The sequence below is a fragment of the Rhodococcus sp. IEGM 1318 genome, assembly GCF_033142465.1.
Lineage (GTDB): Bacteria > Actinomycetota > Actinomycetes > Mycobacteriales > Mycobacteriaceae > Rhodococcus_F > Rhodococcus_F qingshengii_B.
The window spans coordinates 439,641-465,332 of the sequence record NZ_JAWLSC010000001.1 but is presented as its reverse complement, the minus strand read 5'-3'; the positions used below and the strand labels follow the sequence as shown (position 1 = coordinate 465,332).

The 25,692-nt window shown below is 62.6% G+C and carries 27 protein-coding genes and 2 pseudogenes; 6 read left to right on the top strand and 23 right to left on the bottom strand.

Going from position 1 to position 25,692, the window contains the following annotated elements:
• Positions 1-372 (top strand): cupredoxin family copper-binding protein, encoded by a 372-nt coding sequence (locus tag R4P65_RS02140; protein WP_317825268.1) that lies wholly within the window; start codon positions 1-3, stop codon positions 370-372.
• Positions 373-424: 52 nt separating this feature from the next.
• Here the strand turns inward: R4P65_RS02140 and glmS are convergent, their stop codons facing one another.
• Positions 425-2,287, bottom strand: a complete 1,863-nt coding sequence (gene glmS / locus R4P65_RS02135; RefSeq protein WP_235171742.1) for a glutamine--fructose-6-phosphate transaminase (isomerizing) — start codon at positions 2,285-2,287, stop codon at positions 425-427.
• A gap of 112 nt (positions 2,288-2,399) precedes the next feature.
• Here glmS and R4P65_RS02130 point away from each other — a divergent pair, with 112 nt between their 5' ends.
• Together R4P65_RS02130 and R4P65_RS02125 are read left to right on the top strand one after the other, a co-directional pair.
• On the top strand, positions 2,400-3,239 hold the full coding sequence (locus R4P65_RS02130) for a chlorophyllase/cutinase-like alpha/beta fold protein (RefSeq protein WP_230812270.1): 840 nt from the start codon (positions 2,400-2,402) through the stop codon (positions 3,237-3,239).
• 6 nt (positions 3,240-3,245) lie between these two features.
• Positions 3,246-3,467 (top strand): hypothetical protein, encoded by a 222-nt coding sequence (locus R4P65_RS02125; RefSeq protein WP_317825267.1) that lies wholly within the window; start codon positions 3,246-3,248, stop codon positions 3,465-3,467.
• Between the two features lie 46 nt (positions 3,468-3,513).
• Here R4P65_RS02125 and R4P65_RS02120 read toward each other — a convergent pair whose 3' ends face one another.
• The 9 genes and pseudogenes from R4P65_RS02120 to eccCb all read right to left on the bottom strand — a co-directional run.
• A complete protein-coding gene (locus tag R4P65_RS02120) occupies positions 3,514-4,662 on the bottom strand; it encodes a hypothetical protein (protein WP_317825266.1) in 1,149 nt (382 codons plus the stop codon).
• The gene (locus tag R4P65_RS02115) at positions 4,659-4,964 is read right to left on the bottom strand and encodes a hypothetical protein (protein ID WP_230812267.1); all 306 of its coding nucleotides are present in this window, start codon (positions 4,962-4,964) and stop codon (positions 4,659-4,661) included. Before R4P65_RS02115 ends, R4P65_RS02120 begins: the two co-directional genes overlap by 4 nt.
• Before the next feature lie 110 nt (positions 4,965-5,074).
• A complete protein-coding gene (gene glmM / locus R4P65_RS02110; RefSeq protein WP_317825265.1) occupies positions 5,075-6,412 on the bottom strand; it encodes a phosphoglucosamine mutase in 1,338 nt (445 codons plus the stop codon).
• Positions 6,413-6,567: 155 nt separating this feature from the next.
• On the bottom strand, positions 6,568-7,080 hold the full coding sequence (gene rpsI / locus R4P65_RS02105) for a 30S ribosomal protein S9 (RefSeq protein WP_230812265.1): 513 nt from the start codon (positions 7,078-7,080) through the stop codon (positions 6,568-6,570).
• Complete coding sequence (rplM, locus tag R4P65_RS02100) at positions 7,077-7,520, bottom strand: 50S ribosomal protein L13 (RefSeq protein ID WP_019747566.1); 444 nt, start codon at positions 7,518-7,520, stop codon at positions 7,077-7,079. Before rplM ends, rpsI begins: the two co-directional genes overlap by 4 nt.
• Before the next feature lie 297 nt (positions 7,521-7,817).
• Positions 7,818-8,111, bottom strand: a complete 294-nt coding sequence (locus tag R4P65_RS02095) for a WXG100 family type VII secretion target (protein WP_317825264.1) — start codon at positions 8,109-8,111, stop codon at positions 7,818-7,820.
• 76 nt (positions 8,112-8,187) lie between these two features.
• A complete protein-coding gene (locus tag R4P65_RS02090; protein WP_317825263.1) occupies positions 8,188-8,493 on the bottom strand; it encodes a WXG100 family type VII secretion target in 306 nt (101 codons plus the stop codon).
• Between the two features lie 184 nt (positions 8,494-8,677).
• Entirely contained in the window at positions 8,678-10,054 is a 1,377-nt protein-coding gene (locus R4P65_RS02085; protein ID WP_317825262.1) for a type VII secretion-associated protein, read from the bottom strand.
• Between the two features lie 122 nt (positions 10,055-10,176).
• Positions 10,177-12,630 (bottom strand): annotated as a pseudogene (gene eccCb, locus R4P65_RS02080) (type VII secretion protein EccCb); the annotation flags it as partial.
• Between eccCb and R4P65_RS02075 the strand changes: the two are divergent.
• Entirely contained in the window at positions 12,627-12,872 is a 246-nt protein-coding gene (locus R4P65_RS02075; RefSeq protein WP_317825260.1) for a hypothetical protein, read from the top strand. The pseudogene eccCb and the gene R4P65_RS02075 overlap by 4 nt on opposite strands.
• The gene (locus tag R4P65_RS02070; protein ID WP_317825259.1) at positions 12,869-13,354 is read left to right on the top strand and encodes a hypothetical protein; all 486 of its coding nucleotides are present in this window, start codon (positions 12,869-12,871) and stop codon (positions 13,352-13,354) included. Before R4P65_RS02075 ends, R4P65_RS02070 begins: the two co-directional genes overlap by 4 nt.
• A 472-nt stretch (positions 13,355-13,826) precedes the next feature.
• Here R4P65_RS02070 and R4P65_RS02065 read toward each other — a convergent pair whose 3' ends face one another.
• From R4P65_RS02065 to eccCa, 13 genes and pseudogenes are all read right to left on the bottom strand, one after another.
• Positions 13,827-14,336: a hypothetical protein gene (locus R4P65_RS02065; protein WP_317825258.1), complete on the bottom strand. Its 510-nt coding sequence runs from the start codon at positions 14,334-14,336 to the stop codon at positions 13,827-13,829.
• A gap of 408 nt (positions 14,337-14,744) precedes the next feature.
• Positions 14,745-15,197 (bottom strand): phage protease, encoded by a 453-nt coding sequence (locus R4P65_RS02060; RefSeq protein ID WP_317825257.1) that lies wholly within the window; start codon positions 15,195-15,197, stop codon positions 14,745-14,747.
• A gap of 13 nt (positions 15,198-15,210) precedes the next feature.
• Complete coding sequence (locus R4P65_RS02055; RefSeq protein ID WP_317825256.1) at positions 15,211-16,086, bottom strand: major capsid protein; 876 nt, start codon at positions 16,084-16,086, stop codon at positions 15,211-15,213.
• Positions 16,087-16,102: 16 nt separating this feature from the next.
• A complete protein-coding gene (locus R4P65_RS02050) occupies positions 16,103-16,477 on the bottom strand; it encodes a DUF2190 family protein (RefSeq protein WP_317825255.1) in 375 nt (124 codons plus the stop codon).
• Between the two features lie 6 nt (positions 16,478-16,483).
• Positions 16,484-17,044 (bottom strand): hypothetical protein, encoded by a 561-nt coding sequence (locus tag R4P65_RS02045; RefSeq protein ID WP_064443356.1) that lies wholly within the window; start codon positions 17,042-17,044, stop codon positions 16,484-16,486.
• 20 nt (positions 17,045-17,064) lie between these two features.
• Positions 17,065-17,487, bottom strand: a complete 423-nt coding sequence (locus tag R4P65_RS02040) for a helix-turn-helix domain-containing protein (protein ID WP_208689619.1) — start codon at positions 17,485-17,487, stop codon at positions 17,065-17,067.
• Positions 17,484-17,798, bottom strand: coding sequence for a hypothetical protein (locus R4P65_RS02035; RefSeq protein ID WP_317825254.1), 315 nt, complete (start codon positions 17,796-17,798; stop codon positions 17,484-17,486). Before R4P65_RS02035 ends, R4P65_RS02040 begins: the two co-directional genes overlap by 4 nt.
• Positions 17,795-18,052 carry a hypothetical protein gene (locus R4P65_RS02030; RefSeq protein WP_208689621.1) on the bottom strand — a complete coding sequence of 86 codons (258 nt, stop codon included), beginning with the start codon at positions 18,050-18,052 and terminating at the stop codon, positions 17,795-17,797. The genes R4P65_RS02035 and R4P65_RS02030 overlap by 4 nt, the downstream gene beginning before the upstream one ends.
• Before the next feature lie 86 nt (positions 18,053-18,138).
• On the bottom strand, positions 18,139-18,405 hold the full coding sequence (locus R4P65_RS02025) for a hypothetical protein (RefSeq protein WP_317825253.1): 267 nt from the start codon (positions 18,403-18,405) through the stop codon (positions 18,139-18,141).
• Positions 18,406-18,526: 121 nt separating this feature from the next.
• The gene (locus R4P65_RS02020; RefSeq protein WP_317825252.1) at positions 18,527-20,185 is read right to left on the bottom strand and encodes an AAA family ATPase; all 1,659 of its coding nucleotides are present in this window, start codon (positions 20,183-20,185) and stop codon (positions 18,527-18,529) included.
• A gap of 92 nt (positions 20,186-20,277) precedes the next feature.
• The gene (locus R4P65_RS02015) at positions 20,278-20,502 is read right to left on the bottom strand and encodes a hypothetical protein (RefSeq protein WP_092763839.1); all 225 of its coding nucleotides are present in this window, start codon (positions 20,500-20,502) and stop codon (positions 20,278-20,280) included.
• Positions 20,503-21,022: 520 nt separating this feature from the next.
• Positions 21,023-22,390 carry a recombinase family protein gene (locus R4P65_RS02010; RefSeq protein ID WP_317825251.1) on the bottom strand — a complete coding sequence of 456 codons (1,368 nt, stop codon included), beginning with the start codon at positions 22,388-22,390 and terminating at the stop codon, positions 21,023-21,025.
• A 34-nt stretch (positions 22,391-22,424) separates the two neighbouring features.
• Positions 22,425-23,987: pseudogene (gene eccCa, locus R4P65_RS02005) on the bottom strand (type VII secretion protein EccCa); the annotation flags it as partial.
• A gap of 233 nt (positions 23,988-24,220) precedes the next feature.
• On the opposite strand from eccCa, the gene eccD reads away from it, so the two are divergent.
• Positions 24,221-25,687, top strand: a complete 1,467-nt coding sequence (gene eccD, locus R4P65_RS02000; RefSeq protein WP_317825250.1) for a type VII secretion integral membrane protein EccD — start codon at positions 24,221-24,223, stop codon at positions 25,685-25,687.
• Positions 25,688-25,692: the final 5 nt, after the last annotated feature.

Genomic DNA, 25,692 nt, shown 5'->3' with positions numbered 1-25,692 from the left:
ATGAAATCACGTCTTCGCCCGGCAATAGCGGGACTCGTCCTCGCCCTCGGTCTGGTCGGGTGCAGTTCCAGAACAGACACCACACCATCTGCGGCCGAAACGACGGCGAGCGGACCCGTGGTGACCATCTCCGGGATGGCGTACTCACCCGCGTCCATCACCGTGAGCGTTGGTGACACCGTCACGTGGGTGTTCGACGACAACGGAATGGCCCATGACGTCAGCGGCCTCGGTGACGCCAAGGGCAAACTCCGCAGCCCACTCAAGAAATCGGGAACCTATACCTACACGTTCACCGAACCCGGAACGTACGACTACACCTGCACACCTCATCCCGAGATGCGCGGAACCGTCGTCGTTCAAGCGCAGTAACGCACCCGGGCCCCACAGTCTTTCGACTGCGGGGCCCGTTTTTTAGCGAAAGCTACTCGACCGTAACCGATTTCGCCAGGTTACGCGGCTTGTCGACGTCGTATCCGCGCGCCGCGGCAACCTCGGCCGCAAAGATCTGCAACGGAACCGTGGACAGCAACGGCTGCAGCAGAGTCGGTGACGCCGGAATCTCGATCAGGTGATCCGCATGCGCCGCTGCGACGGTGTCGCCTTCCTCCGCGATGACGATCGTCGTCGCACCACGCGCTTTGATCTCCTGAATGTTGGACACCAACTTCGAGTGCAGGACAGCGCGGCCCTGCGGCGACGGCATGACGATGATGACCGGAAGGCCCTCTTCGATCAAGGCGATCGGGCCGTGCTTGAGCTCACCGGCGGCAAAGCCCTCGGCGTGCATGTACGCAAGCTCCTTGAGCTTGAGCGCACCCTCGAGCGCCACCGGGTAGCCGACGTGGCGCCCCAGGAACAGCACGGTCGACGCGTGCGCGAACTGGCGTGCCAACGCGCGCACCGGTTCTGCGGTCTCGAGTACCTTGCTGACCAAAGCGGGCATCGCTTCGAGGTCGGCGTACTCGCGGGCAACCTCGTCCGGATATTTGGTGCCGCGCGCCTGTGCCAAAGCCAAACCGACGAGGTAATTCGCGGTCACCTGCGCAAGGAACGCCTTGGTGGACGCGACCGCGATTTCCGGTCCTGCCCGGGTGTAGAGGACGGCGTCGGCCTCGCGAGGGATCTGCGCACCGTTGGTGTTGCAGATCGCGAGGACCCGTGCCTTCTGATCCTTGGCATGCTTGACAGCTTCGAGTGTGTCGGCCGTCTCCCCCGACTGCGAGATCGCGACGACGAGCGTCGAACGATCGAGAACCGGGTCGCGGTAACGGAATTCGCTGGCGAGTTCGACCTCGACAGGTAGACGCGTCCAATGCTCGATCGCGTACTTCGCCAACAGACCAGAATGGTAAGCACTACCGCAGGCGACGACGAACACCTTGTCGACGTCGCGCAGCTCCTGGTCCGACAACCGCTGCTCGTCGAGGACGATCTTCCCGTTCTCGAAGTGTCCGAGGAGAGTGTCGGCAACCGCAGTCGGCTGCTCTTCGATCTCCTTGAGCATGAAGTAATCGTGACCACCCTTTTCGGCGGCCGCGAGATCCCAGTCGATGCGGAACGGGCGTCCTTCTGCCTCGTTGCCCGCGAAGTCCGAGATCCGGTAGCTGTCGGCAGTGATCACCACTGCCTGATCCTGTCCGAGTTCAACCGCATCGCGCGTGTGCTCGATGAACGCGGCGACGTCGGAGCCGAGGAACATCTCGCCCTCACCGACACCGACGACGAGCGGCGTCGAGCGACGGGCGGCGACGATCGTGTCCGCGTGGTCGGCGTGCGTGAAGACGAGTGTGAACGCACCTTCCAACCGGCGAACTACCGACAGGGCACTCTCGATGAAGTCGCCTGCCGTCGGCCCCTGCGCGTACGCCCGGGCTACCAGGTGGACTGCCACCTCGGAATCCGTGTCGCTCTGGAGTTCGACGCCTGCAGCCTCGAGCTCCGCTCGCAGCGGGGCAAAGTTCTCGATGATTCCGTTGTGAACGACAGCCAGCTTGCCCGACGCATCACGATGCGGGTGTGCATTGCGATCCGTCGGACGCCCGTGCGTCGCCCACCGGGTATGGCCCATACCGGACGTACCGACGAAGTGATCCGCGCCGTACTCGCCGAGCTCCGCCTCGAGGTTGGCCAACTTACCGGCCTTACGCTCGATCTCGACCCCACCGGTTCCGTCGAGAATCGCGATTCCCGACGAGTCGTACCCGCGATACTCCATTCGCCGTAAAGCCTCCACCACAACGCCCAGAGCTGGGCGGTGGCCGACGTATCCCACGATTCCGCACATGGTGACTCAGGGTACTTGGACATCGGCAGTGGGCGCATTTTGCGGTTCCCGCACCTGGTTGCAGTGTCCGCTCCGCATACACGAGGCGGCACATCGGATAACGTCTTCAACCGTGGCACCGAAACTGAAGACACTGACCCGTGAGCTGTCCAAGCGCGGCCCGCATCGAGTTCTCCGCGGCAACCTCGCCCTGGCCGGACAGCCGGGTGTCGTGTACACGCCGGAAACCGGTTTCAATCTCCCCGCCGTTGCCTTCGCGCACGGGTGGATGGTCGGGTCCCACAAGTACGAGCAGACACTCCAGCACCTCGCTTCCTGGGGAATTGTCGCAGCGGCGCCCGACAGCGAACGCGGTCCGGTCCCGTCACATCTCGGATTGGCTGCAGATCTTCGAGCGACGCTCGACATCTGCGTCGGCGTACGACTCGGCCCCGGCCAGATCAGCGTCCAACCCGATCGTGTCGCCTTTGCCGGTCACGGCATGGGCGCGGGCGCGGCGGTACTGGCCGCAGCGCAGCGCGGGGATGTCGGTGCGGTAGCCGCGCTGTTCCCGGCCCCGACAGCACCCAAAGCAGAGAACTACGCGTCGAAGATCACAGCGCCCGGATTGATCCTCGCAGGCGAGGACGACGTCGATTCCTTGACCAGCAATGCCCGCCCGCTGAGCGTGGAGTGGGGCGGTCCCGTCGTCGCACGCACCGTGAACGACGGCCAAGACGCCGGACTGATCGAAGGCCGACGACTCCTCGGCGCCCTGGGTCTCGGTGGATCCGAGCGCAAGACACAGTCCGCCACACGGTGCCTACTCACGGGTTTCCTGTTGTTCCATCTGACGGGCGACAAGAAGTACAAGGACTTCGCTGATCCCGACGTCGAGATTCCGCACACGGCGCCGTTGCTCCCGATCGAACCTCACTCCGACGCGCGGGCCAGCCAGCTGTTGCGTAAGTAGGGCTCCGTGCTCGCGTCCGACGGCGGGCTCGGCATCGTCGGCGGGCCCGGCTTCGTCGGCGGGCCCGGCTTCGTCGGCTCGGACGCGGATCGCAGATACGGGCCGGCTCTCACGATCCCATCCGTGTCGTTCTCGGCAGATGTCGTTTCGGACCGCCGCGACGGTGGCTCCTGGCGCGATTCCTCGCTCACCGCGGCCGCTCTGCGCTCACGGAAGTCGTCGAGTTGAGAATCGAGGGTTCGACGGATCCCTTCGAACGGTGCGTGGACGGACCTCACAGCGGACCGGCTCCGGCCAACTCCGCACCCGTCTCTCCTTCAGGGACCGCGATCGACTCGTCAGGGACTGTGACTGGCGGCTCCGGGCCCGGCGCGGGCGAGACTTCGGCGGTGGTTTCAACCGGCACCTCGGGCTGGGGAATTTCGGGTTGGGGGATATCGGGTTGGAGTGTCGCGGGCTGTGACTTTTCTTGCGGGTGTGTCTCCTGCATGACCGCCTCCTGAACGGCATCAAAAACTATTCTCGGCCAACCATTTTCGTCCAACTCCACGGTGACCGACGCAGAGTTCCCGTTGGCGCCGGCGACATCGAGACTTACCCCACGACCGTCGGGCGCAATCGAGAAGCCCCACGTGCTGCCGCCGATCGAGAAAGAGATCGGCGCAGCCGCGGCACCGGATTCGTTCGTCTCGGCGACCGGCAAGGTCGACGGGAACGCGTCTGTCACCCACTGAGTCGCGGCATCAAAAGCATTGCCTACCGCGCTCGCGCACTGCGCACACGCCCTGTCGAATTCGTCGCGAGCCTCCAGATACGCCGAACGAAAAACTGTGTCCAGCCAGGGCGCCGAGGCACGACCGTTGGAGGCGACGCGGGCCAGCTGATCGATCTCCCCCGCACCCAGACCGCCGATGGTCGCCCGGTCCAGGCAGGCCACCTTGAAAGCCTTGTCTGCCAGAGCCCTTCGAACAGTCTGTGCGAGTTCGTCGGCCAGCACGATCAACAATGGCGCCGAATCCGCATCGGACCGAGCTTCTTGCCTCGCCGCGAAGACCTGATCTACGAACGCGTCGACGCCAGAAACATTCCACACCGCAGGAAGATTCTCCGCCAGGACCGTCAGCATCGCGATCTCCGCAACCGAACCATCCACCGCCCCAGCCATGTCCGACACGTCTCGCGCCAGGGGCGCGAAATCGATGCCGGCCTCTGCGCGATACGAATCCTCGTAAGACGTGAGAACCCGTTCTTCGAATCCCAACCGAGTGGCCAGGTCGTGAAATCGGTCGAAAAACTGCAGCCCTCGAGCGCCAGCGTCCAGAATCTCGTCGGGACGCACGAGCGAATCACGCAGTGCAAGAATATCTTCGAAAGAGCAGTAACCGTTCTGTACTGGCTGGGCTGTACGGCTGTTCGCTATCACGAGGCTGACCCGCCAGAGTCCCGCAACCGCTGCGCACCCTCACGGTCCACCTCAGCGATCACCTGAGCCGAGGAGAAAAGTCGGTACCCCAGCGTATCGAGAAGGTCGGCACGCCCAGTCACGCGAGAATTCAGGACCGCCAATGCCGACGCCAACGCGGCTCCGTGCTCGACGTAGTCACGGCCCGAAACGGCACCGCCCCATCGCAAACGCCTGAGCGGTTCCGCAGAATCGCGCAGACCCTGAGCCACCGACACCGCGTGACGTGCCAATTCGTCTGTTCCAGCACGGTCGACGTCCACGAGCGCCCCCAAGTTTCAGCGGAACCACTCGCACGTCGAGCGGCCTTTGACTCCTTGGACGCAGCCGGGCGCAATTACGTTCCCTCGAAAGGCGAACGCGTGACGAAGAACTACACCGAACCGACGATCTCAGCCAACTCGTTGGCCAACTTCTGCGCGAGCGGAAGTTCGGTGGCCTCGACCATGACGCGGACCAGTTGCTCTGTCCCGGACGGGCGCAGGAGCACTCGACCACCGTCACCGAGAACGCGCTCAGCGTCCGCGACAGCTGCGAGCACCGACGGCGACGCTGCGACCGTCGCCTTGTCCCCGACCTTCACGTTGATCAGCACTTGCGGGAGGGTGGTCATCGTTGCGGCCAGCACGGATGCTGAATTACGCGTACGAGCCATGCGTCCGAGCAGCCGGAGGCCGGTGAGAATCCCATCGCCCGTGGTGCCGAACGCCGGCAACACGACATGGCCTGACTGTTCGCCGCCGAGGCTGTACCCGCCCGCGCGCAGTTCTTCCAAGACGTAGCGGTCACCTACGGCAGCCGTCACGATGTTGATACCGGCCTCGCGCATCGCAATGTGCAACCCGAGATTGCTCATGACGGTCGCGACGAGAGTGTCCTCGACCAACTCTCCGGCCTCCTTCATCGCGATCGCCAGAACCGCCATGATGGCGTCACCGTCCACCACCGCGCCGGTCTCGTCGACGGCCAAGCAGCGGTCGGCGTCGCCGTCGTGCGCGAGCCCTAGATCCGCTCCGTGTTCGACCACAGCTTTCTGGAGATTCTCCAGGTGTGTCGATCCGCAACCGTCGTTGATGTTGAGGCCGTCGGGATCGGCGCTGATCGCGATGACGCGAGCGCCCGCTGCGGCGTAGGCAACCGGTGCGAGCGCGGAAGCAGCGCCGTTGGCGCAGTCGACGACAACGGTGAGTCCGGCGAGTGGCTCGCTCACCGCACTCGCCAGATGCGCCAGGTACAACTGAGCGGCGTCGTCGACCGTACGGACTCGGCCGATCCCGGCACCTGTCGGAAGGACGGGCGGCGCGGTGCCGTCGAGTGCGTCCTCGATCGCTACCTCGACTGAGTCGTCCAGCTTGTGTCCGCCGGCTGCAAAGATCTTGATTCCGTTGTCCGGCATGGGATTATGCGATGCCGAAATCATGACACCGAGACTGGCGTCGAGCTTTGCCGTCAAGTATGCAACTGCGGGAGTCGGAAGAATACCCACGTCGAGCACGTCGACGCCCGCGGAACTCAGCCCGGCCGTCACCGCGGCTTGAAGCATCTCACCGCTGGCGCGGGGGTCGCGACCGATCACGGCGGTCGGACGTACATCCGAGGTGTCAGCTGTCAGTACGCTCGCTGCGGCAACTGCCAATCTCAACGCAAGATCTGCAGTCAGATCCGCATTGGCAAGTCCACGAACACCATCAGTACCGAACAACCGACCCATAGAACGACTCCTGAATCCTGAGAACCTCGAAAGTGGAACTTCGAGCATGGAATTTCTTCGAGAAACACAAGAGCGGGCGTCCGGTAACGATGGACGCCCGCTCTTGTGGTGAACAGGTGCCGAAGCAGACCCGTTGGGTCAACCTCGGCAAAGCATCAGCGCTTGGAGTACTGCGATGCCTTACGGGCCTTCTTCAGGCCGTACTTCTTACGCTCGACGGCGCGGGCGTCACGCGTCAGGAAGCCTGCACGCTTGAGAGCCGGACGATCATCAGGGGTTACCTCGATGAGTGCGCGTGCGATAGCCAGACGCAGAGCGCCTGCCTGACCGGACGGGCCGCCACCGTGCAGCAGTGCAATGATGTCGAAAGACTCGGGACGCTCGACGAGCACCAGCGGAGCCTTGATCAGCTGCTGGTGAACCTTGTTGGGGAAGTAATCCTCCAACGTGCGGCCGTTGAGCTTGAACTGACCGGTGCCGGGAGCCATCCGGACGCGAACGACAGCCTCCTTGCGGCGACCGACGGTCTGGACCGGGCGATCGAGGACGATCGGTGCGAGCGTAGCTGCAGCAACCTCTTCGACGACCTCGACTGCGTCAGCGGAAACAAGCTCTTCCACTGCTTCGATGTTCTCTTCGGACACGTTCTGCTCTTCCGGCGATGTCACTGTGCGACCTGCTTGATCTCGAACGGCACCGGTTGCTGCGCGGTGTGGGGGTGATTCGGGCCCGCGTAGACCTTGAGCTTGCTGCTCATTGCGCGGCCGAGCTTCGTCTTGGGGAGCATGCCGACAATGGCCTTCTCGACGAGACGATCGGGAGTCCTGTCGAGGACCTCACCGACAGTGCGGGACTTCAGGCCACCCGGGAATCCGGAGTGGTGGTAAACATTCTTGCCCTGGAGCTTGTTGCCGCTGATGGCAACCTTCTCTGCATTGATGATGACAACGAAGTCGCCACCGTCGATGTGCGGCGCGTAGGTGGGCTTGTGCTTGCCACGCAGCAAGTTCGCTGCCTGAACGGCAAGACGGCCGAGCACCACGTCAGTGGCGTCGATGACGTGCCACGAGTGGGTCACATCTCCGGCCTTCGGGGTGTACGTAGACACAGATCTTCCTCGTCTTAATTCATTCCACTGCTGACCATGTGCGTATCGCGTAAACGATCCTCGGCGGCCAGTTGAGACCCGAGAACCGCCGGTCTCCACGCATTTCTGCCGGAGCCCTACGGCACGCCACCGATAGACGATACCGGTCTACCCACCGCCAGGTCAAAGCGCGGCCAGGTCAAAGCGCGGCCATCCCTGCCTACAGCAAAGGTGTGAGCGATCGATATGCGGATCGATGTGCGACTGCCCCGGCAACCTGTCGGTACCGGGGCAGTCGGGTCATCGCGACCAATATCGTCAGCGGCCGAAGCCGTTCGCGGCGATCCGATCGGCTTCCTGCATCTTCTCGGAACCGCTTGCCGTCGCTCCGGCGATCTGCGCGAGAACCATGTTCAGTTCTTCGGAGGCCTGGGCCCAGCGGCGCTGTGCGTCGTTCCACGCTTCGGAACCTGCGCCTTCCCAGCCTGCTTGCAGCTTGTCCACGACAATCTTTATGTCGCCCTGCTTGTCGTTGATCGCCTTGGCCTGCTGTTTCATCTGGTCGGACAACATTGCGAGGCCGCCGAAGTCGTACTTGATCCTGTCGGACATAACTGCTCCCGGTTCGGTGTGACTGGAGAGAATTACTGGGTGAGAACTGCTTGATCGAACTGCGAAGACCCGACGGTCAGGACATGTTCACCGTCGCGCCGCGAAGCGAGCTGACGTTGTCGTCCTCGGTCGAGTCGAAGGTTCCAGCAGCCTGCTTGATCTGCTCGCAGATGTCGGTCAGAGCAGTGTCCAACTTCAGGGCCGCGCTGTTGTATCGCTCCATGATTCCTGCGTATTCGACCTGTGCCGCACCGTTCCACGAATTATGCGAAGCGTCGGCCTCCGACCGAACAGCGTTGACCAGTCCCCTGATGTCACCGAGATGTCCGTCGATGGTCCCCGCCGAATCGATCAATTCAGCGGTAGTTGCGTTAAAGCCCATGTCGTCCCCCTGGATTCGGTGAGTACCGTTCGGTATCGGCGATCACACACGACGGCTTGTCCGTCGGACGTGCACCGGGGTCGAGCGGAACTCCCTGATGTGCGCTACACATACTTTGACGCGACCTCAGTGCCAACGGTTCCGGCCCGACCGAAGAATGTTTTCAGCACCAACCGAACCGAGGTCACGGCGTGAATTCGAGTGACTGCCACATCCGCAGGCAGTCCGCTTCGAGACTGTCCCACTCGCCGAGAAGATACTGGCAGCCGATACTCACTTGCCATCCGTTGTCGACGTACACGTGCCAACGCACCTCGGAGAAATCGTCCGGAAACTCGACGTACACCACTGCCTGTTTTCCTGCACCATCGTCGAGCACGGAAAACTCTCCGAACCGCAAAGGGTCCTCGAACGTCGAAAACTGCTGACGCAAAGCAGCTTCGACGGAATCGAATCCCGCACCTTCGGCCAGGCGTTTCTCGATGACCACGATCTTGCGATCCTCGCCGGAGCCGGGTAACAAATCGGTACGCCCGCTCGAGGCCCCTCGCGGCACAAGTTTCCAATCGGAAGGCAGTTCTGCTGCAACGCTTCCCAGATCCACACGCACGAGTTCCGGCGTGGCACCGGCCTCGATCGACGGAATCGAATTCTTCGGGACAGGCTTTCCCTGCTCTTTCGACGCCTGCACGTTTTCAACATTGTCTTCCGCCGTAGCTGCGACCGACTCCGCCGACGGAGAATCGCCTCGATCGCGAGTGGACACCACGATCGTTGCCGCGACCGCAGCGGCGACGGCGCCCACTACAAGCGCCACAGCGAACCGTCGACGGCCTCCGAAGTGCCCATCGACACGACGCGGCAGCGGGGTATTCGAGTCCGCGTGAGGAACCGACATCGCAATGTCCGGAGCGTCTACCCACCCGGCACCAAAAGCCGAATTGTCGACGATTCGGCCGGAACTGTCCCGCACGGTCGTCTGGCGAACGAGCGTCTGAGCATCGACCAGAGACGAAGCCACACGGCTCTCGTCCAGAATTCGAATGCTCGCGTGACCGTGAACATTCGTCGACCCACGTTCGAGCGAAGCAGCAACCGCATGGGAGCGCGGCCCGACCAACACCACAGCGTCCCGAACCGACAAGTCTCCGATTGAGGAAAACAATCCCGCAACGTCTGCGATCTCCGAACTTTGTGCCCCGTCGATTCGTAGTTCACCGTCAACCTCACCGACTACGGAAGCGACGACCATTCCGCCGCGCAGTTCGAGGACGACACACCGCGATCGCCAGGCCGTATGCGCCGACCTCGCCGCCGCGATCGACGTCGGCACGAGGACAACGTCATGCGCTACTCGCCGTGCGGCATCCAGCAATCGCCGCCTGCGCGGGACGCCCCAATCTGAGGGATGACTGAGATAAAGAATGTCTGCGTCGACGATTCCGCACCCGTCCATCGCGCCGGAGATCAGCCTGGCCAACTCCAATACGGTCGGGACAATCCGACCGTCGACGTCGACATAATCGTCGTCGACGAAATCGATTGCATTGACAACGGTCATACCGGGCCCCGACGCCGGTTCGCGTCTGAGGTCTGCACTGCAAGAGAATTCGCGTTGACCCGATACGACCCAGATGTTGGATGCACCCCAATGTACCGAGACCGACACCGCGGACGGAACGGTCACAGCGGTGGCATCCACGGAACTTGGACAAGTTGGCTTTGCGAGCGAGAAACGTAGACCCCACGGCCTTCCGGCATTGCCGACGCGCGGACGGTGCCGACGAGATTTCCCTCGTCACGACTTCCGCTCATGATCAATCCGGCCGGTGCCATGTCGCGGATTCTCGCAATCACCGGTTCGTACAGAGCTCTGGCTGCACCACCGGAACGGCGGGCAATCACCAGATGCAAACCGATGTCCTTGGAATGTGGGATGTATTCGAGCAACGGCGCCACCGGGTTACCACTCGGTGTGGCCACAAGGTCGTAGTCGTCGATCAGTACGTAAATCTCCGGCCCACTCCACCACGACCGTTCCCGTAGTTGCTGCTGTGTCGTCTCAGCGTTCGGCATTCTGGCGGCAACGATCCGAGCCAGGTCGACCATCAACTCACCGAATGTCGTCGACGACGCGGCGTACCCGCCGAGGTGATTCCCTTCGACCACACCCAGCAGGGAATGCCGATAGTCACCGATGATCAGCTTGGCCTGAGCCGGCGTATTCGACGCGATGATCCCTTCGGCTATTCCGCGCAAGAGAGATGTCTTGCCACACGCGGTGTCGCCGAATATCAAGAAGTGCGGGTGTTCCCGGAAGTCCATGTATAGCGGGGCGAGGTCGGTCTCACCGAGCCCGATCGGTACGGTGAGGCACCGACCGTCGGCCGCACTCGGTGAGGGCCACCGGGTCCCGACAGCTTCGAGAAGTTCTGCCCGCGAGTACGAATCCGGAAGCATCCGCACGGTCGGCGCCGGACGCGAATTCGACATGGCTGCAATATGTTCGACGGTAGCTGCCACAGCCGCACTCGAGTTCTCACTACCTGGCGTGCCGTCGATTCGAGGTAGTCCGGTGAGAAGGTGAAGTCCTTCGCGAGTGATGCCACGCCCCGGTCGACGTTCCGGCACCAGGCTCGCTTTCTGGCGACCCGCATCCGAATCTCCCGGATCACCCAATCGAAGTTCGATACGAGTACCCAGTTGATCCTTGAGTGCCGGCCGGATCTCGGCCCACCTCGACGTCGTGACGATCACGTGCACACCGAAGGACAAACCTTGACCGGCGAGCACGTTTATCTGAGGCTCGAGTGATTCGAAATCCGAACGGACGCTGGGCCAACCGTCGACGACGAGGAAGACGTCACCGTATGGGTCCTCTCGGAGTCCTGCAGCCACTCCTTCTCCGGTGGGATCAACTGTCCGCAATCTACGGAAATCGGCCATGGATTCGATGCCGAGGTCGCGAAACAGTCTCTCGCGTTTGGCGACCACACCGAGTACCTCGGCAACTGTGCGCCGGACGCGGTCGGAATCCAATCGGTTTGCCACCGATCCGACGTGCGGCAGATCTTTCAATCCGAGGAGCGTTCCACCACCGAAGTCGAGGCAGTAGAACTGAATCTGTTCCGGCGTGTGCGTCATGCTCAGAGACAAGATCAACGTGCGCAACGCCGTCGATTTTCCCGACTGCGGGCCGCCGACGATCGCGAGGGTGCCAGTCGATCCGTTGAGGTCGGCGACGAGTAGATCGCGGCGCTGATCGAACGGTCTGTCGACTATGCCGAAGGGTGCGCTCAGATTTCCGCGCGGTTGATCACCGGCCACCCATCGCGGCAACAACTGGTCAAGCGTCGGAGATGCCTCGAGCGGCGGGAGCCACACCTCGTGCGCACGTGGACCGTGACCGCGCATGCGGTCGACGAGGACTCCCATGAGAGTACGTTCACCGTCACCGATTTCACCCATGTCGATGACGTCGGGATCGACGGGAACGACAGCAGCCTCCGGGCCGATCACCGGCGTCGCGGTAAAGGGCAACGGCCCAAGTTCGACGGGAGAATCGACCGAGAATCGAGTGGACACTATCCGCTCGCCCTCGTACGGGCCTGACACGTATGAACCTTGGAAGCGGACGATCTCCGCCGAATCGGACTTCAGGTATCCCGCACCGGGTGTGCCCGGCAGGTGATAAGCATCGGGAACGCCGAGAACGGAACGAGACTCGTTTGCCGAGAACGTTTTCAAACCGATCCGATACGAAAGATGGCTGTCGAGACCGCGTAGCTTTCCTTCGTCGAGTCGCTGACTGGCCAACAGCAGGTGAATGTGAAGGGACCTACCCAATCGCCCTATCGCCACGAACAATTCGGCAAATTCCGGCTGTTGACTGAGCAGTTCGGAAAACTCGTCGACAACCACGAAGAGTGCAGGCACCGGATCGAGTGCAGCGCCGGCCAGCCTCGCCTTCTCGTAATCGGAGACGTTTGCGAAGTTTCCGGCCGCACGCAGCAATTCTTGTCGACGGTTCATTTCGCCGGCGAGAGCGTCCTTCATGCGATCGACCATCGCCAATTCCTCGGCGAGGTTGGTGATGATCGCAGCAACGTGTGGTGCCTCTTCGAGGCCGAGGAATGTACGAATTAGACGCTCTGCATGAACGAGCGGCCACGTTCGGTGCTACCAACACCGGCGCGTGGCCTCGGCCCACCAACGGAACGGAAACCGCTGTGAACCGTAGGACCACTCTATCGTCATCCCCTGACAACCGCCTCGAGCCATTGCTCGGCGTCATTGTCATCACTCTCATGATCGCGGCGTACGCAGCGGTATTCGGTATTCTGCGCGTCGTCGTCGCCCTCGGTTGGTACGTCTCGTGAACCGACACAGTGAACGCCCCGACACGCCACCTGCCCAGTCACAGCCCGTCCTGTGGTGGCAGCTGATCAACGAGATGGAAGCGTATTCCGCTGCAACCGATATGGGTTTGGCCGGAATGTGGGGCGACGTGCACACCGGCGACTACATCGCTGCCCGTACTCGTTTCGACGAGGTCAAAGCGAACCACCCGGCACCGACACCAACGATCAACCGCTACCGCCTGACCGTCATGACGGTGCACGGTCGAGACCGCACCGACCTAGGTCACGTGCTCACCCTCGACGCCGTAATGACGACCATCCGTAGCCACGCCGAAAGCCTTGCCGTCGAGCACGGTTCGTGGCGCGGCGAGTTCGACGGCCTGCACTACGACAACGGCGACGAATGCCTCACGCTCACTGTGAGTTTCTACGACGGCGTGCGGATCCACTACACCGCCGTCCTCGATCCGCTGCCACAGGTCACCACTCCCCGACCGTGACCTGTTGAGCCAGGCCGGTCAACGTACCGGCCTGCGCTCTGCACGCCACGTTCCGTGATCGTTGCACGTCGTCTCTGCCACAACCCGACGCAAACCAGCGTGGCCCGGTGCTCGACTATCCCCCGAACCGGTGGGGGCGCTCTCACTGCGGTGTCTGGCCAGACGCTGTGAGAGTCCGACACAGCCACGCCGTCACTCGACGCGTGGCTACCGGTGTTGGCCCGACGCGGTTAGGGGGAACTGGTCCGTGGGATCCGGTGGTGGGGTATCGACACCGGCACCCTTGGGTGCTCCGATCGGCCAATGTGTCAGTGTGACAACTCCTTTGCCACTCCCGACGAAACCCACGTTGATACACTTACCTCGTACCGTTTTGGTGATGCTTGGCGGTGCTCCCTTTGTGGGGTCAGGCTCAATGCCCTCGTCCGTTGTTCTCCCCTCGGACGAGGGCATTGTCGTGTCTGGGGCTAGGTCAGCGGGTCGGGCGGTTCGGGTACTCGTTGTCGAGTGCGTCGGCCACCTGATACAGGTGAACTGCCAACTGTCGCGCGTTCTGCGGTGTGAGCTCGATAGTCAGCCCGCTACGGTCACCCACGTACAGCAGCACGTCGTTCTGGTCACCGTGTTCCGTGCGAGTTGCGCTAGCCACCCGACCGTCGGTTGTCTTTGCGATGCCGGGCAGTCGTCGGTGCTCGTCGTTGTTCGGATCCAACAACTCACGCAATCGCATTGCCGCAGAGATGGGGTCGTTCCGCTCGTCGATCTCACCGTTAAGGTTGTCGAACTGGTCGAGCACACCCGCAATGGTCACGAGGTACGTCCCGGCACTGCGTGCAAGCTCCTCGAGGTCAGCCCGTCGACTGTTCACATTCGTCTTGCGCAACAACCCGTCGATCTGTTCCTGATTGACCTTGAACTCACCAACGAGCCGGTCAATGTTTTCCTGGTAGGCAGAGGTGTCGAAATCATCTATGTCAGTCACGGTGGCAATCCTCCCATTGACCACCGATATCCACCGGCAAATACCCCAACGATTAGCAGCGTTCCCATTGACCACCGTCGGCCGGCGCTCCCATTGACCGATGACGGGTCAGTCGACGACGATAGCGCTCTGACCTGCGGTTTTCTGAGGGTGGGGGGTACGCGGCAGCTCCTCCACGGTTGCTACTGGCCTTTTTTACGTACACGTCAGACGGCCCCGGTAACCCGACCAGGGCAAATGCCAACCCCAGGCAGATAACCCCAGTTCACAGCCTCGTGCTGTGCGGTGGATCAACCTGCGTCGGTAACGTGGGACTTGTTTTAGGGAACCCGGCCCATCCGATATGAGCCAACGAGAACGGCCCCGCACCTTTCGGTGTCGGGGCCGTTCACTCTGCCAGGGCAGCGGTCAGCGGAACCAAGGCGACGTGTCGTCACCGGCACCGTCATGGCCACCGACAGCGTTGCCGTATCCGGCCTCGGTCACCGGGATCACCACCGGTGCAGACGCGAGCACGTCGGCCATAGCGGCGTCGGCCTCGATCAGCTTTATCCAGTGGGCGCGTCGGGCCGGTGGCAGCTTGCCCTCACGGATCGCTGTGTCGACGTGACCGTTGACGACTGCCTTGGCCGCCGCAGCCGATACGGTCCGGCCTTCCTCGGCTGCCAGCTCGAGGGCTGCAAGCTGCGCGGCGTCGATCAGCGTCAACCCCTTGCCCGCGGCCTTTGCTGCGATCGCGTTCTCTGCCACAGCCAAGTCGGCAATGGCCGCGAGGATCACGGCCACGTCGGCGGTGTCCGCTGCCAGGCCGAGCGCCTCGAGCAGTGCGGTGGTCTGTTCGTCGTTGAATGTCAGTTCCACGGTTCTGTCCTCCTTACGGGGTAGCGAGCGCGGTGAGACGCTTGGCGGCGTAGGGCTTTTCGACGGCGAATGCAGGCACGCAGTACGTTTGCGCCCAATGCGATCGTGTTGCCCGCTCGTCGTAAATCTCGACGGTGAGCGGCTTCTCGAAACCAACGGCCCCGAGTTCCCCGGCCTGCACGACGTATGCGGATCCGGCGGCCAAGCGTGCGTTGCTCACCAGTTCCAAACCGAACGATTCGAGCACGTCGGCCAAGTCCTTGCCGTACAGGGTTCGCAGTACACGAGCCTCGGCAGGCGAGGTGAGCAGTGTGTCGGGGACGATGCCCAACTCGTCAACCTCGAATGCTTCGAGTGCCTGTGCCAGGGATCCGGTGGGGCGCTCGCTGGGATCCGTCGGGGTCGCGCCGTCGAGAATCGCTGTGTCCCAAGGTGCACTAACCACGAGGTCGTCGACATCGGCCTCGATCACAGCAGCCATGGCAGCCGCGTCGACCTTGGCAACGACGCTGTTGGCGAGCTGCGTCGTCTGGTTGTCGACGTAACTCACGTCGTTGCGATCCTTGTGCTCGTCGAGGATCTGGAAACGGCCGCCCCAGTCCTCGACCACTGCCCGCTTGGGTTCGGGCTGTACGCCGTCAACCACGGCGTACTCTGCGCCGGGCGAGCGCTTCTCGACGCCTGAGGCGTACAAATCGGAAGCCTTGGCAACCGAGTACAGAATGCCGCCGCCCTCGACCGGTGCCCCGAGGCTCGTGAAGAACTTGGGCATGAGCAGCTGTGCGTCGGCCAGGTGGGCGATTCGGTCGCGCAGGATCGTCGGCTGTCTCAGGACAACGTCGACCGTCAGCAGGCGGCCTTCGAGATGTGGGATAAGTGGATTGACCATGGGTTGTGTCTCCTAATCAGATGTACAAGTGGATTTCAGCGAGTGCGCCCGATTCGGCACCGGTCAGCGCGTAGCCGACGGCCTTACCGGCAGCGAGCTTCACGGCCTTACCGGTCGCTCCGACCTCGACCTCGTCGAACGCTGCGAGCACACCGGCGGTAAGGACACGGACGGTGCCCGCGCGGTGGACGGTCACGAGTTCACCGGCGGCAGCGTCGTGTGCAGCGACTCCGAACGATCGGCCGGCCGCCGTAGCGGTTGCCACAGCGACGTTGCCGCCGTTGGCAATTCGGTTACCCGACACCGCGACGAACGTCGACTTGGTGACCGGCGCGGTGGCCTGCCCGGTGACGTGCGCGCCGGGCGCGTAAACCTGAATGTCGTTGGCCATGGGCCGTTACCTACTTCCGTTGACGCGGCCACGACGGTTGCGCCGTGCCGCTGCGAGCGCCACAGCCATTGCTGTAGGCGCGTTATCCGTGCGGGTGAATGTGGCGGTGACGGCCTTGGCGGCGACACCGAAATGAGCGGGCAGGTCGGCAATGCTCGTGATGCCAGGGTTGGTAACCCCCAGCAATGCGCAGGCTGTGAGAACGAACGGGTACTTGGTGCCGTCGGCTGCCTCGACCTCGTTAACGCCCTCGACGCTGCGACTCGGGTAGGCCGAGGCCAGAACGTCGGCCAACCACTGCGGCACGCCGACGTAGTCACCGATCAACGATTGGCCGTCAGCGGTCACGCGCAGGTTGTCGATGTAACCAACGGCAGGCTCACCGTCGAACCGTGGGTCGTCATGGCCCAATTTGAGCGGTGGCCGACGCAGCACGCCATTGGCAGCGGCCTCGACAGCCGAGTGCAGCATTTCAGTTGTCACGTCCCACTTGCCCGTCGAGATATCCCAACTACCAACCTTGACGAGCTCGATACCGGGGACGGTGACCAGTTGCGCGTTAGGCATTGGCCACCGCGCCAGCGGTTTCAGCGGCGCAGCCCGTGAGCCCTCTCGGTTGCGATCCGTTCAACGTCGAGCAAGCTGTACGCCCAGCGGCCACTGACGCGTCGAGCTGCGAGTCGACCACGGCGGGCAAGGTCTCGGACATTGCCGGTTGTGCAGCCGAGGACGGCAGCGGCCTGTGAGGTGCTGATAAGTGCATAGACATCAGATTGCGCCGGATCACGCTGTGCGCCAAGCTGACTGACGTTTGAACTGACGTTTGCCGGTCGAGCACTGACGCGTGCGTTAGCTCGGTCGAGCTCGGCCCGCAAAGCAACGACTCGGTTGCCGAGAGCCCGACCGTCGACACTGCCGCGCAAGTGGCTCGAATAGTCGTCGATCAATCGGACGAGCAACCCTGCATCGGCGGGGTCGAGATAGATCCCGACCAACGGCTGCGCGCTCACTGGTCGCCGCCTGGACGACGACCAAGCACCTCGTCGAGCAAGTTGTCGCCGTCGGCATACTCGGCCATGATCGCGCGCTGTGCCGCTCGCAGTGTGGCAGTGGCACTGTCGGACTCGGCTAGTACGTCCAGCACCGCGCGCAGTAATTCCTCGAGGGTGTCACCGTTCGCAGCTGTCTTGATGATTCGATCAGCGCGTGCGGCGTATTCGGCGGCGGTCTCGGCTAGCTCGGCCGACCGGCGGCCATTGTCGTGGATCAAGAGTCGAGCTGCCGCGCGCCGGATGGTCTCGTTGATCTCGGTGTCGCTCATGCCGTCACCTCGACGAGGCGTACGACGCGGGCCGGGCCGACTTTAACGTGCTCGGCGGCACCGGATCGGATCAATTCGTCGAGGGCGCAGTGTGCGGCGTCGGCGGCCTGACGGCAATCCGCAGCCGTTCTGATACGTCGACCGAGCTCGGCAACCGTCAGACCCGCTGTGTACGTGGTGAGCAAATCACGCACGTACCGCTCGGGCAATGCATGGTCAAATGCGATTTCTACAAATGCGAGATTTTCGGACATGTTCTTGGTGCTCCTTGGTCGGTTGGTGACACGAGCCGCGCAGGGCATGGGAGGCGTGGTCAACACCGGTCAGGTGCAAGCGATCGTCACTTGGTCATGCGCAGGATCCGATCGGGGCCGAACGAAATATGCCCGTCCTCGACCAAGCGGCGCAGGGTGTCTGCCACGTCTGCCGATTCATCGCTGTACGGGTGCGCCAAGGCGGCCAGCGCGCAAAGCTCACTCACTGTTAGGCCCTCGGTGAATTGGAATTTGAGTGTGCGGGCAATCCACTTGCCCTTGTCGTAGCCAGCGAACTCGTCGAGGTACACCTCGACCGCGGCGTTGTGAGCCTGTTCCGACCTAGTGGCCATGGTGCTGGAATCCTTTGTTTAAGTGGATGATTGACTAGAGGTGTGACGGTGTCGCGAATGGCTGCGAGGGCGGGCCGGGGTTGCCGAACGGGTTGGATTCCCCGGTGTCATCGGCGCTCGACTATTTCAGTTTCGACGGCGCAGTGAACGCCGTCCATGGCCCAGGTTCACCGTTCGGCGGCGATTTGTCGGCAGCGGCGAACGGGTTAGGTCCATTCCCCACAGCGGTGAATGTGCGTGCGTCCTCGTCGTAGCGGGTCGTCGACGGCAGGTACCAGTACGACCGTGGAATCGACCGCCCGCGCTTGTCGGTGTCCATCTTTGAACCCTTGGCGACTTGTTTCGCGCGCAGTGCTGTCGTCAACGCCCGAGTGATCGTCTTGCCGGCCACGCCCTTGGTGAAGTTTTCGGACACGTACTCGGTAATGTCCGAGGTCGTCGCGAAACCACCGAGCGCTTCGAGTGCAACAAGGGTGTGCTCGGCATTGTCGGTCATCTCGATAACCTCGAACTCGTCGGCAGCGTCGTTCTCGACCAGCTCACGGATCGACTTCCCCGCCGTGCATACGTAGTTCAGTTTCGGCACGGTGCCGTCGGTGTCCTCGGTAGCCTCGGCAACGCGAACCGCTTCGATCACGAACCGGTCTGCCGGTGTGTCACTACGCAGTAGATTCGATTTCTCCGGCCCGACGAGCAAGCCGCCGGGGGTGTCTGGATCCTCGAGCGCAAACAGGTTCATGCGGGCCACCTTGCGAAGCTCACCCGTCACGCCGTAGCGGTCACGAGCACTTGCGGCCCGAGTCCGGTTGGTGTGGCAGACGAGAACCACAGCCACATCGTGGTTCTTGGCCAGCTGTGACCACGGGTCGAGTTGCTGCCGCGCCACGGCTGGTTTCTGCACATCGGCCTTGCCGTCGATCGTCGACAACCACATGTCGACAACGACGAGGGCAACCTTGTGCTTTCCGGAATCGAGGTAGTCGGCAATGTCCTCGACCAATGACGCCGGGTTCTCGGGATCCATGTCGTGCGCAGGGATCACCGACGCGTGATCGAGGTCGGCATTGAGCACCCGCAGCCGCTCCTTTGCATCGCCGTCGGAATCCTCGGTGACGCAGACAATCACGTCCTCGGGCTCGCGTACGGGCAAACCCATCTCAGGCCACCCCGCACCGCGCGTGAGGGGCGCAGCGAGCATCGCCCAGTAGAGCGACTTACCGATACCCTCGTCGCCCACGAGCGTGCTCACGTGGCCACGTGGCAACCGATGTTTGTAGACCCACCGAGTCGGCGTCGACTTGGGAAGATCCGACATGCGGGTTATCGGGCGGCGTCGACGTTTCGGTGTCAACGTCGGGGTGAACACGTCGAGTCCGTCGACCTTGACGTTGCCGTGCTTGCGTATCTCGGCAGCGATATCGAGACCGAGCGGAACGGGTACCGTCGACGGTTCTGGCTTCGGAGACTTGGCACGTGCCGTGTCGAGACCGAGCCGGGCGCGTATGCCGGCGGTTGCTTCGGCTACCGCAGATTCCTCGTCACTGTCGAGATCCATCGGAATCACAAATGCCAACGGGTGCAGTGCCAACGGAGACCAGTCAACGGATCCCGCGGCGGCCCAACCTTGCGGCACCGACACGGCCAGGATCCCGGCGGCGACAAGTGCGGCAACGGTGTCGGCACCGCCCTCGACGACGTAGACCGTGTGGCGTATCAGTTTCCCGCGCACGGCGACCTTGCCGTATTCGGTCACATTGTCGAGCCCGATCAGGCGTGACACGTTGTGCGCGTTTATGTTAGGGTCACTGACAGAACTCGAATTGCCTTCACGTCCATCGGTGGCCATACCGGTGGGCGTGTTTTCTTTTGCGATCATCCCTTGGCACTGCCACGAAGCAGACCGGTAATTCGCTCGCGCTGCTCGGCTGTCAACGGCGGTGCCTTGGCCAGTTGCGCCGCTATGTGATCTTCGATCCGTGAGGCTGCGAGGTCACGTCTTAGATCCGAAACGTCGGCGTCGGGATGGTGTTGGATGGTTCGACCCAAGGTGCCCGCAATGCTGCGTGATTTCCTCGAGTATGTCGACGTGGTGGACACGGCGAGACTTCCTCGACAGTTTCTTACCAGCGGCACTGTCGGGCCGCGCTCACACTTACTGGTCGGGGAACGGTGTCGGGGCGGTGCAAACGGGTCATCGGGACCTGCACCCATGTGGGGCGTGTGAGTTGAACAATTGCAACGCTATCACATGGGAATCCCGCAAGCTGTTGCGTTACAACACAACTCACGGGTTGTGCTCGACGCATACCGTTGACCCTTTACACCGCTCCCCCGACCGTCGGACCTTGTCACCGATGGACACAGCTTCACGCACAAACATGTCCGTCGGTGTCCCTCGGTTAATGACCTGGTCTTTTGTTATGTCCGTCGGTGATGTCCCTCGGTGTCCCTCGGTGTCCCTCGGTGCCGGAAAACTGCTCACCGACGGACACCGAGGGACACACCGACGGACATTACATTTCCCCAGGTAGACCACCGAGGGACACCGACGGACACAAATACGTGCAAGCTGTGTCCAACGGTGGTCGTGTCCATCGGTGCAGAACGCCGTGTCGAACTACTCCGAGGCGGTGTTCCAGCCGATATCGACGTACGTCGGGTCGAACCGGCGCAGACCCTTGGGCGACTTGTGCACGGTCACCGTGATCAGGGCGTCGATTACCTTGCCGCGGATATCCGGTGACAGTTCAGCCCACCGTCGACTCAACTGGTCGCCGGTCAACACGAGGTCGGCAAGCGGTGAAACCATCCGCGCGGCGGCAAGTTCAGCGTCAATGACAGCAATCTTGTCCCTTAGCTCGGACGTGCCACGGCGCAACTGAGAACCGTCGATAGCGCCTTCCGCGAACAACGACGACAACTCGTCTGCACGTGCCTGTAACCCGTCCCGAGCGATCTGCATGGCGGGTAGATCCCGTTCGGGCTCGTCGAGTACCAACTGCGCGTCGGGTGCTGTCAGTCGACTGATCACGAGGGCGTCAATGTATTCGTCGAGGGCTGCGAGTTGGCGGCGCACGTGGTGCTGCGGGCACCGGTATGACCGAACGCCGCCTGTGGCCACGTGCAAGATCAGACGTTGGCCGCACTCACCACATCGGTAGACCCCGCTCCCCTGATGCTTGCGCTCGAACGACACGGCGCTTGTGCGGCTCGGATCGTTGAACAACGCAAGCAACGCGTGGTGTGAGTCCTGGTCGATCAACGGTTTCCAATTTCCTGCACCCACGACGCGGCCACGGTGCACGACCAAGGCGGCGTAGCGCGGGTTCGCTAACACTCGTCTCACACTCGTTGCGCGCCACTCGATACCGCCGTGGGTTGTCCGTAGACCGCTTTGGTTCCATTCCCGCGCAACCTGCCGCAACGACGTACCTGCCAAAACGTCGGCTGCCGCTGTGGACACAGCCGACGCCTCGGGCTCGTGAGGCTCACCCGATGGTGAGTAGCCGAATGGTCTGCGCGAGGCGCTCCACACGCCTGACGCCGCTTTCTGCTCGTTGGCACGTTTGCGTCGCTCACTCGTGTGCTCGGATTCCTGCCGCGCAATTGCTCCCATGACACTGGCAATCATGCGCCCGGCGGGGGTCGACAAGTCGAAATTTCCACCCCGCACAGTGCGCAATTCGATACCGCCCTCGTCGGCCAAGGTGATCAATCGCTCGAGGTCTTTCATGTTGCGGTGCAATCGGTCGGGGTGCCAGCAGATCAGCGCGTCGTACTGCCCGTTCTTCATGCCGTCGAGCATGGTCTCGAAACCCGGCCTGACACGGCCCGAGTAAGCCGAAATGTTGTTGTCCGAAAAGTGTTCTACTACTTCCCAATTCAATGATTCTGCGAGAGCCTGGCAGTCCTCGAGCTGACGACTGACGCCGAGCCCTTCGCCGGTCTGGTCACTGGAGATTCGGGTGTAGATCGCTGCGCGCATGGATTCAGCATAAGCGTCCCACTTGACTTACGGTTCCGAGAAAGGTTGCACCACCTTTGAAGTCGATCAGGACGAGGTTCAGTGCGTTGGGTGAGTGCGTCGCGATCAGGCCGAGCACCAAGGTTCGCAGGAACTCCGACTTGCCAGAACCGGTGGCTCCGATACACAGCCCGTGCGGTCCCATACCGTTCTCGGCTGACTCCTTCAGATCCAGTTCGACGGGGTTTCCGTCTTGTCCGACTCCGATCGGCACGCGGAGTCGATCGCGCCCCTGACGTGGCAGCCAGCCATGCTCAGGATTGAACCTCGCAACATTTCCGATCCCCAACATCTGACTCCAGCTCCGAAGGGACCGGTCGTCGTCAGCTACGTCGACGGCGTTCTGTGATGCCGCACGGAACGGTGCGATGCGACGTCCGAACGACTGCGCCAGGCTGGTCGACGCAGCGTCCGGCGTCGCAAAGTTCTCGACTCCTGCGCTGCTCACCGCGCCGATCTGATCGCTACCGACAACCAGTCGCAAACCGCGCGCCGCCGCCAGTCGCGGGCAGAACCCGCACAGGTCGAGGACGGTCACCGAGTCGAGCCCGGATTCGGACAACAGGCCGGTGTCACCTTCGAGCAACCCACCGTCTACGACCAACACGAGATGCGGAACACCCGCACTCGCCGGAGTGTTGCGAGCGAATCGAGCCCGCATCGAAAGCGGTTCCCCGAGGGAACTTTCGAACTCGAGATACGAACCGAACACCATGCGTGAAGCGCCCACGCCGTCCTGAGACTCCGGGTGTTGCACGTGTGGGAGCCACTTGACCCACTCCCACTCGGATTCGGTATCGGGTCCGCACACCACCGCAACTTGGACCGTGTCCGGACCATGGAAAGTGCACAGCTGCATCAACATCGAGCGGACAAGCGAACGAGCTGAATCTCGCTGCCCCTCGATGGACATCGCAGCAAATCCGCGAAGCGAGACGGCTGTCGGCAGATCCTTGACAACCGAATGCGCACGAACGAATCGCCGAAGCGAGACAGCAGCGACGGGTTCGAGATCCTCGACCGGACCGGTCTCCGGAGATACGAGTCTGGTGGCCAATCGCTGTGTACCCAGACCGACCCGAACGTGGCAGTAGTCCGAGTCGGTGATCTGACGCTCCCACATCCGCACTGTTCCGGCGAGTGTCCAGAGCAGCGCCGACTCGGGATTGCTCCATTGAAGAGCAGCACGCTGCGCACCAGACGTCGCGGCAACATCGCTGCGCATCTGATCCAGGTACCGCAGGTAGTCCTTGCGGTCCTCGTTCGCTTCGGACGCCCGCGCTCCACCGCTACGACCGCCCCCGGCGAGCATCCCGAGCATCGACACCATCATCATGACCGGAAACAGGAGAGACATCGGATTGCGCGCCATGCCGGAAGAGAACATCAGCGCCACCATGCCGATCATGGCAACCACCATGATCACCGGAAGTAGTTTGGTCAGTAGGTTTCCCGGCGTGACGCGAGGAATCTCAGGTGGAGCCTGAAGTGTCACCTCGCCGCCCGGTGTACGCGGCGATTCACGGCGCGCTCGACGCGCAAATCTGACAGTGCTCAATTCACCCACCCCCATCGGTGCTGCAACTGTTGTCGCAATGCGCCTCGTCCGGCTACCGCCCGCCCCCCAAGGCGTGATCGCGCAATTGCAAAAGAGTAGATCACAACGCCGACACTTGGGTCGGTACCACCTGTTGTCGAAGCTGTCCCCGACACGGGCGCACTTCATGTCGTATTGTTCGGGTGAACTGGGGTGACGCGACAGGGGAATCGCGTCATGGGAGGGGATAGATCTTGACCAGCACCACTACAACCAGCGCCGCGAACACCCGAAACGGACGACGCGCGAGTCATTCTGCCGAGCTGTGCAGGCTGACGGTACTTTCAGCGCATTCGCAGGTGGATATTGCGGTGCCGCTTCGTGTTCCGCTCGCGGTGGTCATTCCGGGCATTGTGGACACAATTGTCAACCACAGCCATGTCAACGAGTTCGACCACAGCACCGAACAATTCGAGCCCGTTGACTGGACTCTGTCGAAAGTCGGCAGGGCACCGCTGTCACCGACGCTGTCGTTGCACGAGCACGGAATCCGTGATGGGGAATTGCTCGTACTCGATGCCGCGGACACGGCGGCCCCGCCCCCACTCTTCGACGACATCATGTACACCGTCGCGGCCACGGACGCAGACATCTACCGACGCTGGACTCCGGTCACCGCGCGCATTGTCGGCTCGACCGCCGCCCTCATCGCTGCGCTCGTCGCGGCCCTCGCCCTGGTCCTCGGCGATACGGGACTGATCGGCGCCGTCTGCGGCGGAGTCACGTCCTTGGTGTTCACCGTCGCCGCCATCGTGACAGCGCGCGTGTACGGAGACACTGCAAGTTCCGTCACGCTCGGATGCGCGTCGGTGCCGCTGGCGTTCGTCTCCGGCGCACTCTGCGTGCCCGGCACCGTCCTTTCGGCTCATCTGCTTCTCGGTTCGGCATTTTCCGCCGCGGTAATTCTGATCTGCCTCCGCCTGTGCGGTGCCGGGCTAGCTGTTTTCACCGCATTTCTCGTCGTCCTTCTCGCGGCGGTGGGCACCTTTGCCGTCACGACGACGCTCCCCGAGGCGCGCACCGCGACCGTCAGCGGCGCGGTGATTGCCACCGCATTGATCGTTCTGACATTCACCGCTCGACTGTCGATGTTGTTCGCGCGACTACCGCTTCCCCCGGTTCCGACACCGAGTAATCCCCTCTACGACGACCGTGACGGACTGCCCGAGCCCGAACTACCCGGGCTGACCGAGTTGGCCGAAAGGGCAGGGCGGGCCCGTAGCTATCTGACCGGGCTGATCGTGGCCACGTCAGTGGTCGCGCTCACCGCTGCCGTCGCACTCGCATGGTCCTGGCCTGGTCAGGGAATCGTCTGGCCGAACCTTGCTCTCGCTTTCGCGACTTCCGTCGTGCTGATGTTTCGTGGGCGCACCTACGCGGGCGCGCAGCAGGCGATCCCACTCATCACGGCCGGAATCTCGGTGATTCTCGTTCTCCTGGGCGACATGGCATGGGCGCATCGCGACTATGCCATGGTCATCTTCGCCATCACGATGATCGTTCTCCTCCTGGCACTGATTCTGGGAATCCTCGCCCCCCAGAACACATTCAGCCCCGTGATGCGACGAGCAGCAGAACTGTTGGACCTCGCTGCGATTGCGGCAATCGTTCCGCTGATCTGCTGGGTCAGCGGGCTCTTCGCGCTCATGCGTGGCCTCTGAGCGAT

Coding starts and splice junctions, on each gene's coding strand:
- R4P65_RS02140 (WP_317825268.1), top strand. CDS start 1: ATGAAATCACGTCTTCGCCCGGCAATAGCGGGACTCGTCCTCGCCCTC.
- glmS (WP_235171742.1), bottom strand. CDS start 2,287: ATGTGCGGAATCGTGGGATACGTCGGCCACCGCCCAGCTCTGGGCGTT.
- glmM (WP_317825265.1), bottom strand. CDS start 6,412: ATGGGTCGGTTGTTCGGTACTGATGGTGTTCGTGGACTTGCCAATGCG.
- R4P65_RS02095 (WP_317825264.1), bottom strand. CDS start 8,111: ATGTCCGACAGGATCAAGTACGACTTCGGCGGCCTCGCAATGTTGTCC.
- R4P65_RS02090 (WP_317825263.1), bottom strand. CDS start 8,493: ATGGGCTTTAACGCAACTACCGCTGAATTGATCGATTCGGCGGGGACC.
- R4P65_RS02085 (WP_317825262.1), bottom strand. CDS start 10,054: ATGACCGTTGTCAATGCAATCGATTTCGTCGACGACGATTATGTCGAC.
- R4P65_RS02075 (WP_317825260.1), top strand. CDS start 12,627: ATGTACGAATTAGACGCTCTGCATGAACGAGCGGCCACGTTCGGTGCT.
- R4P65_RS02055 (WP_317825256.1), bottom strand. CDS start 16,086: ATGGTCAATCCACTTATCCCACATCTCGAAGGCCGCCTGCTGACGGTC.
- R4P65_RS02050 (WP_317825255.1), bottom strand. CDS start 16,477: ATGGCCAACGACATTCAGGTTTACGCGCCCGGCGCGCACGTCACCGGG.
- R4P65_RS02045 (WP_064443356.1), bottom strand. CDS start 17,044: ATGCCTAACGCGCAACTGGTCACCGTCCCCGGTATCGAGCTCGTCAAG.
- R4P65_RS02035 (WP_317825254.1), bottom strand. CDS start 17,798: ATGAGCGACACCGAGATCAACGAGACCATCCGGCGCGCGGCAGCTCGA.
- R4P65_RS02030 (WP_208689621.1), bottom strand. CDS start 18,052: ATGTCCGAAAATCTCGCATTTGTAGAAATCGCATTTGACCATGCATTG.
- R4P65_RS02025 (WP_317825253.1), bottom strand. CDS start 18,405: ATGGCCACTAGGTCGGAACAGGCTCACAACGCCGCGGTCGAGGTGTAC.
- R4P65_RS02010 (WP_317825251.1), bottom strand. CDS start 22,390: ATGCGCGCAGCGATCTACACCCGAATCTCCAGTGACCAGACCGGCGAA.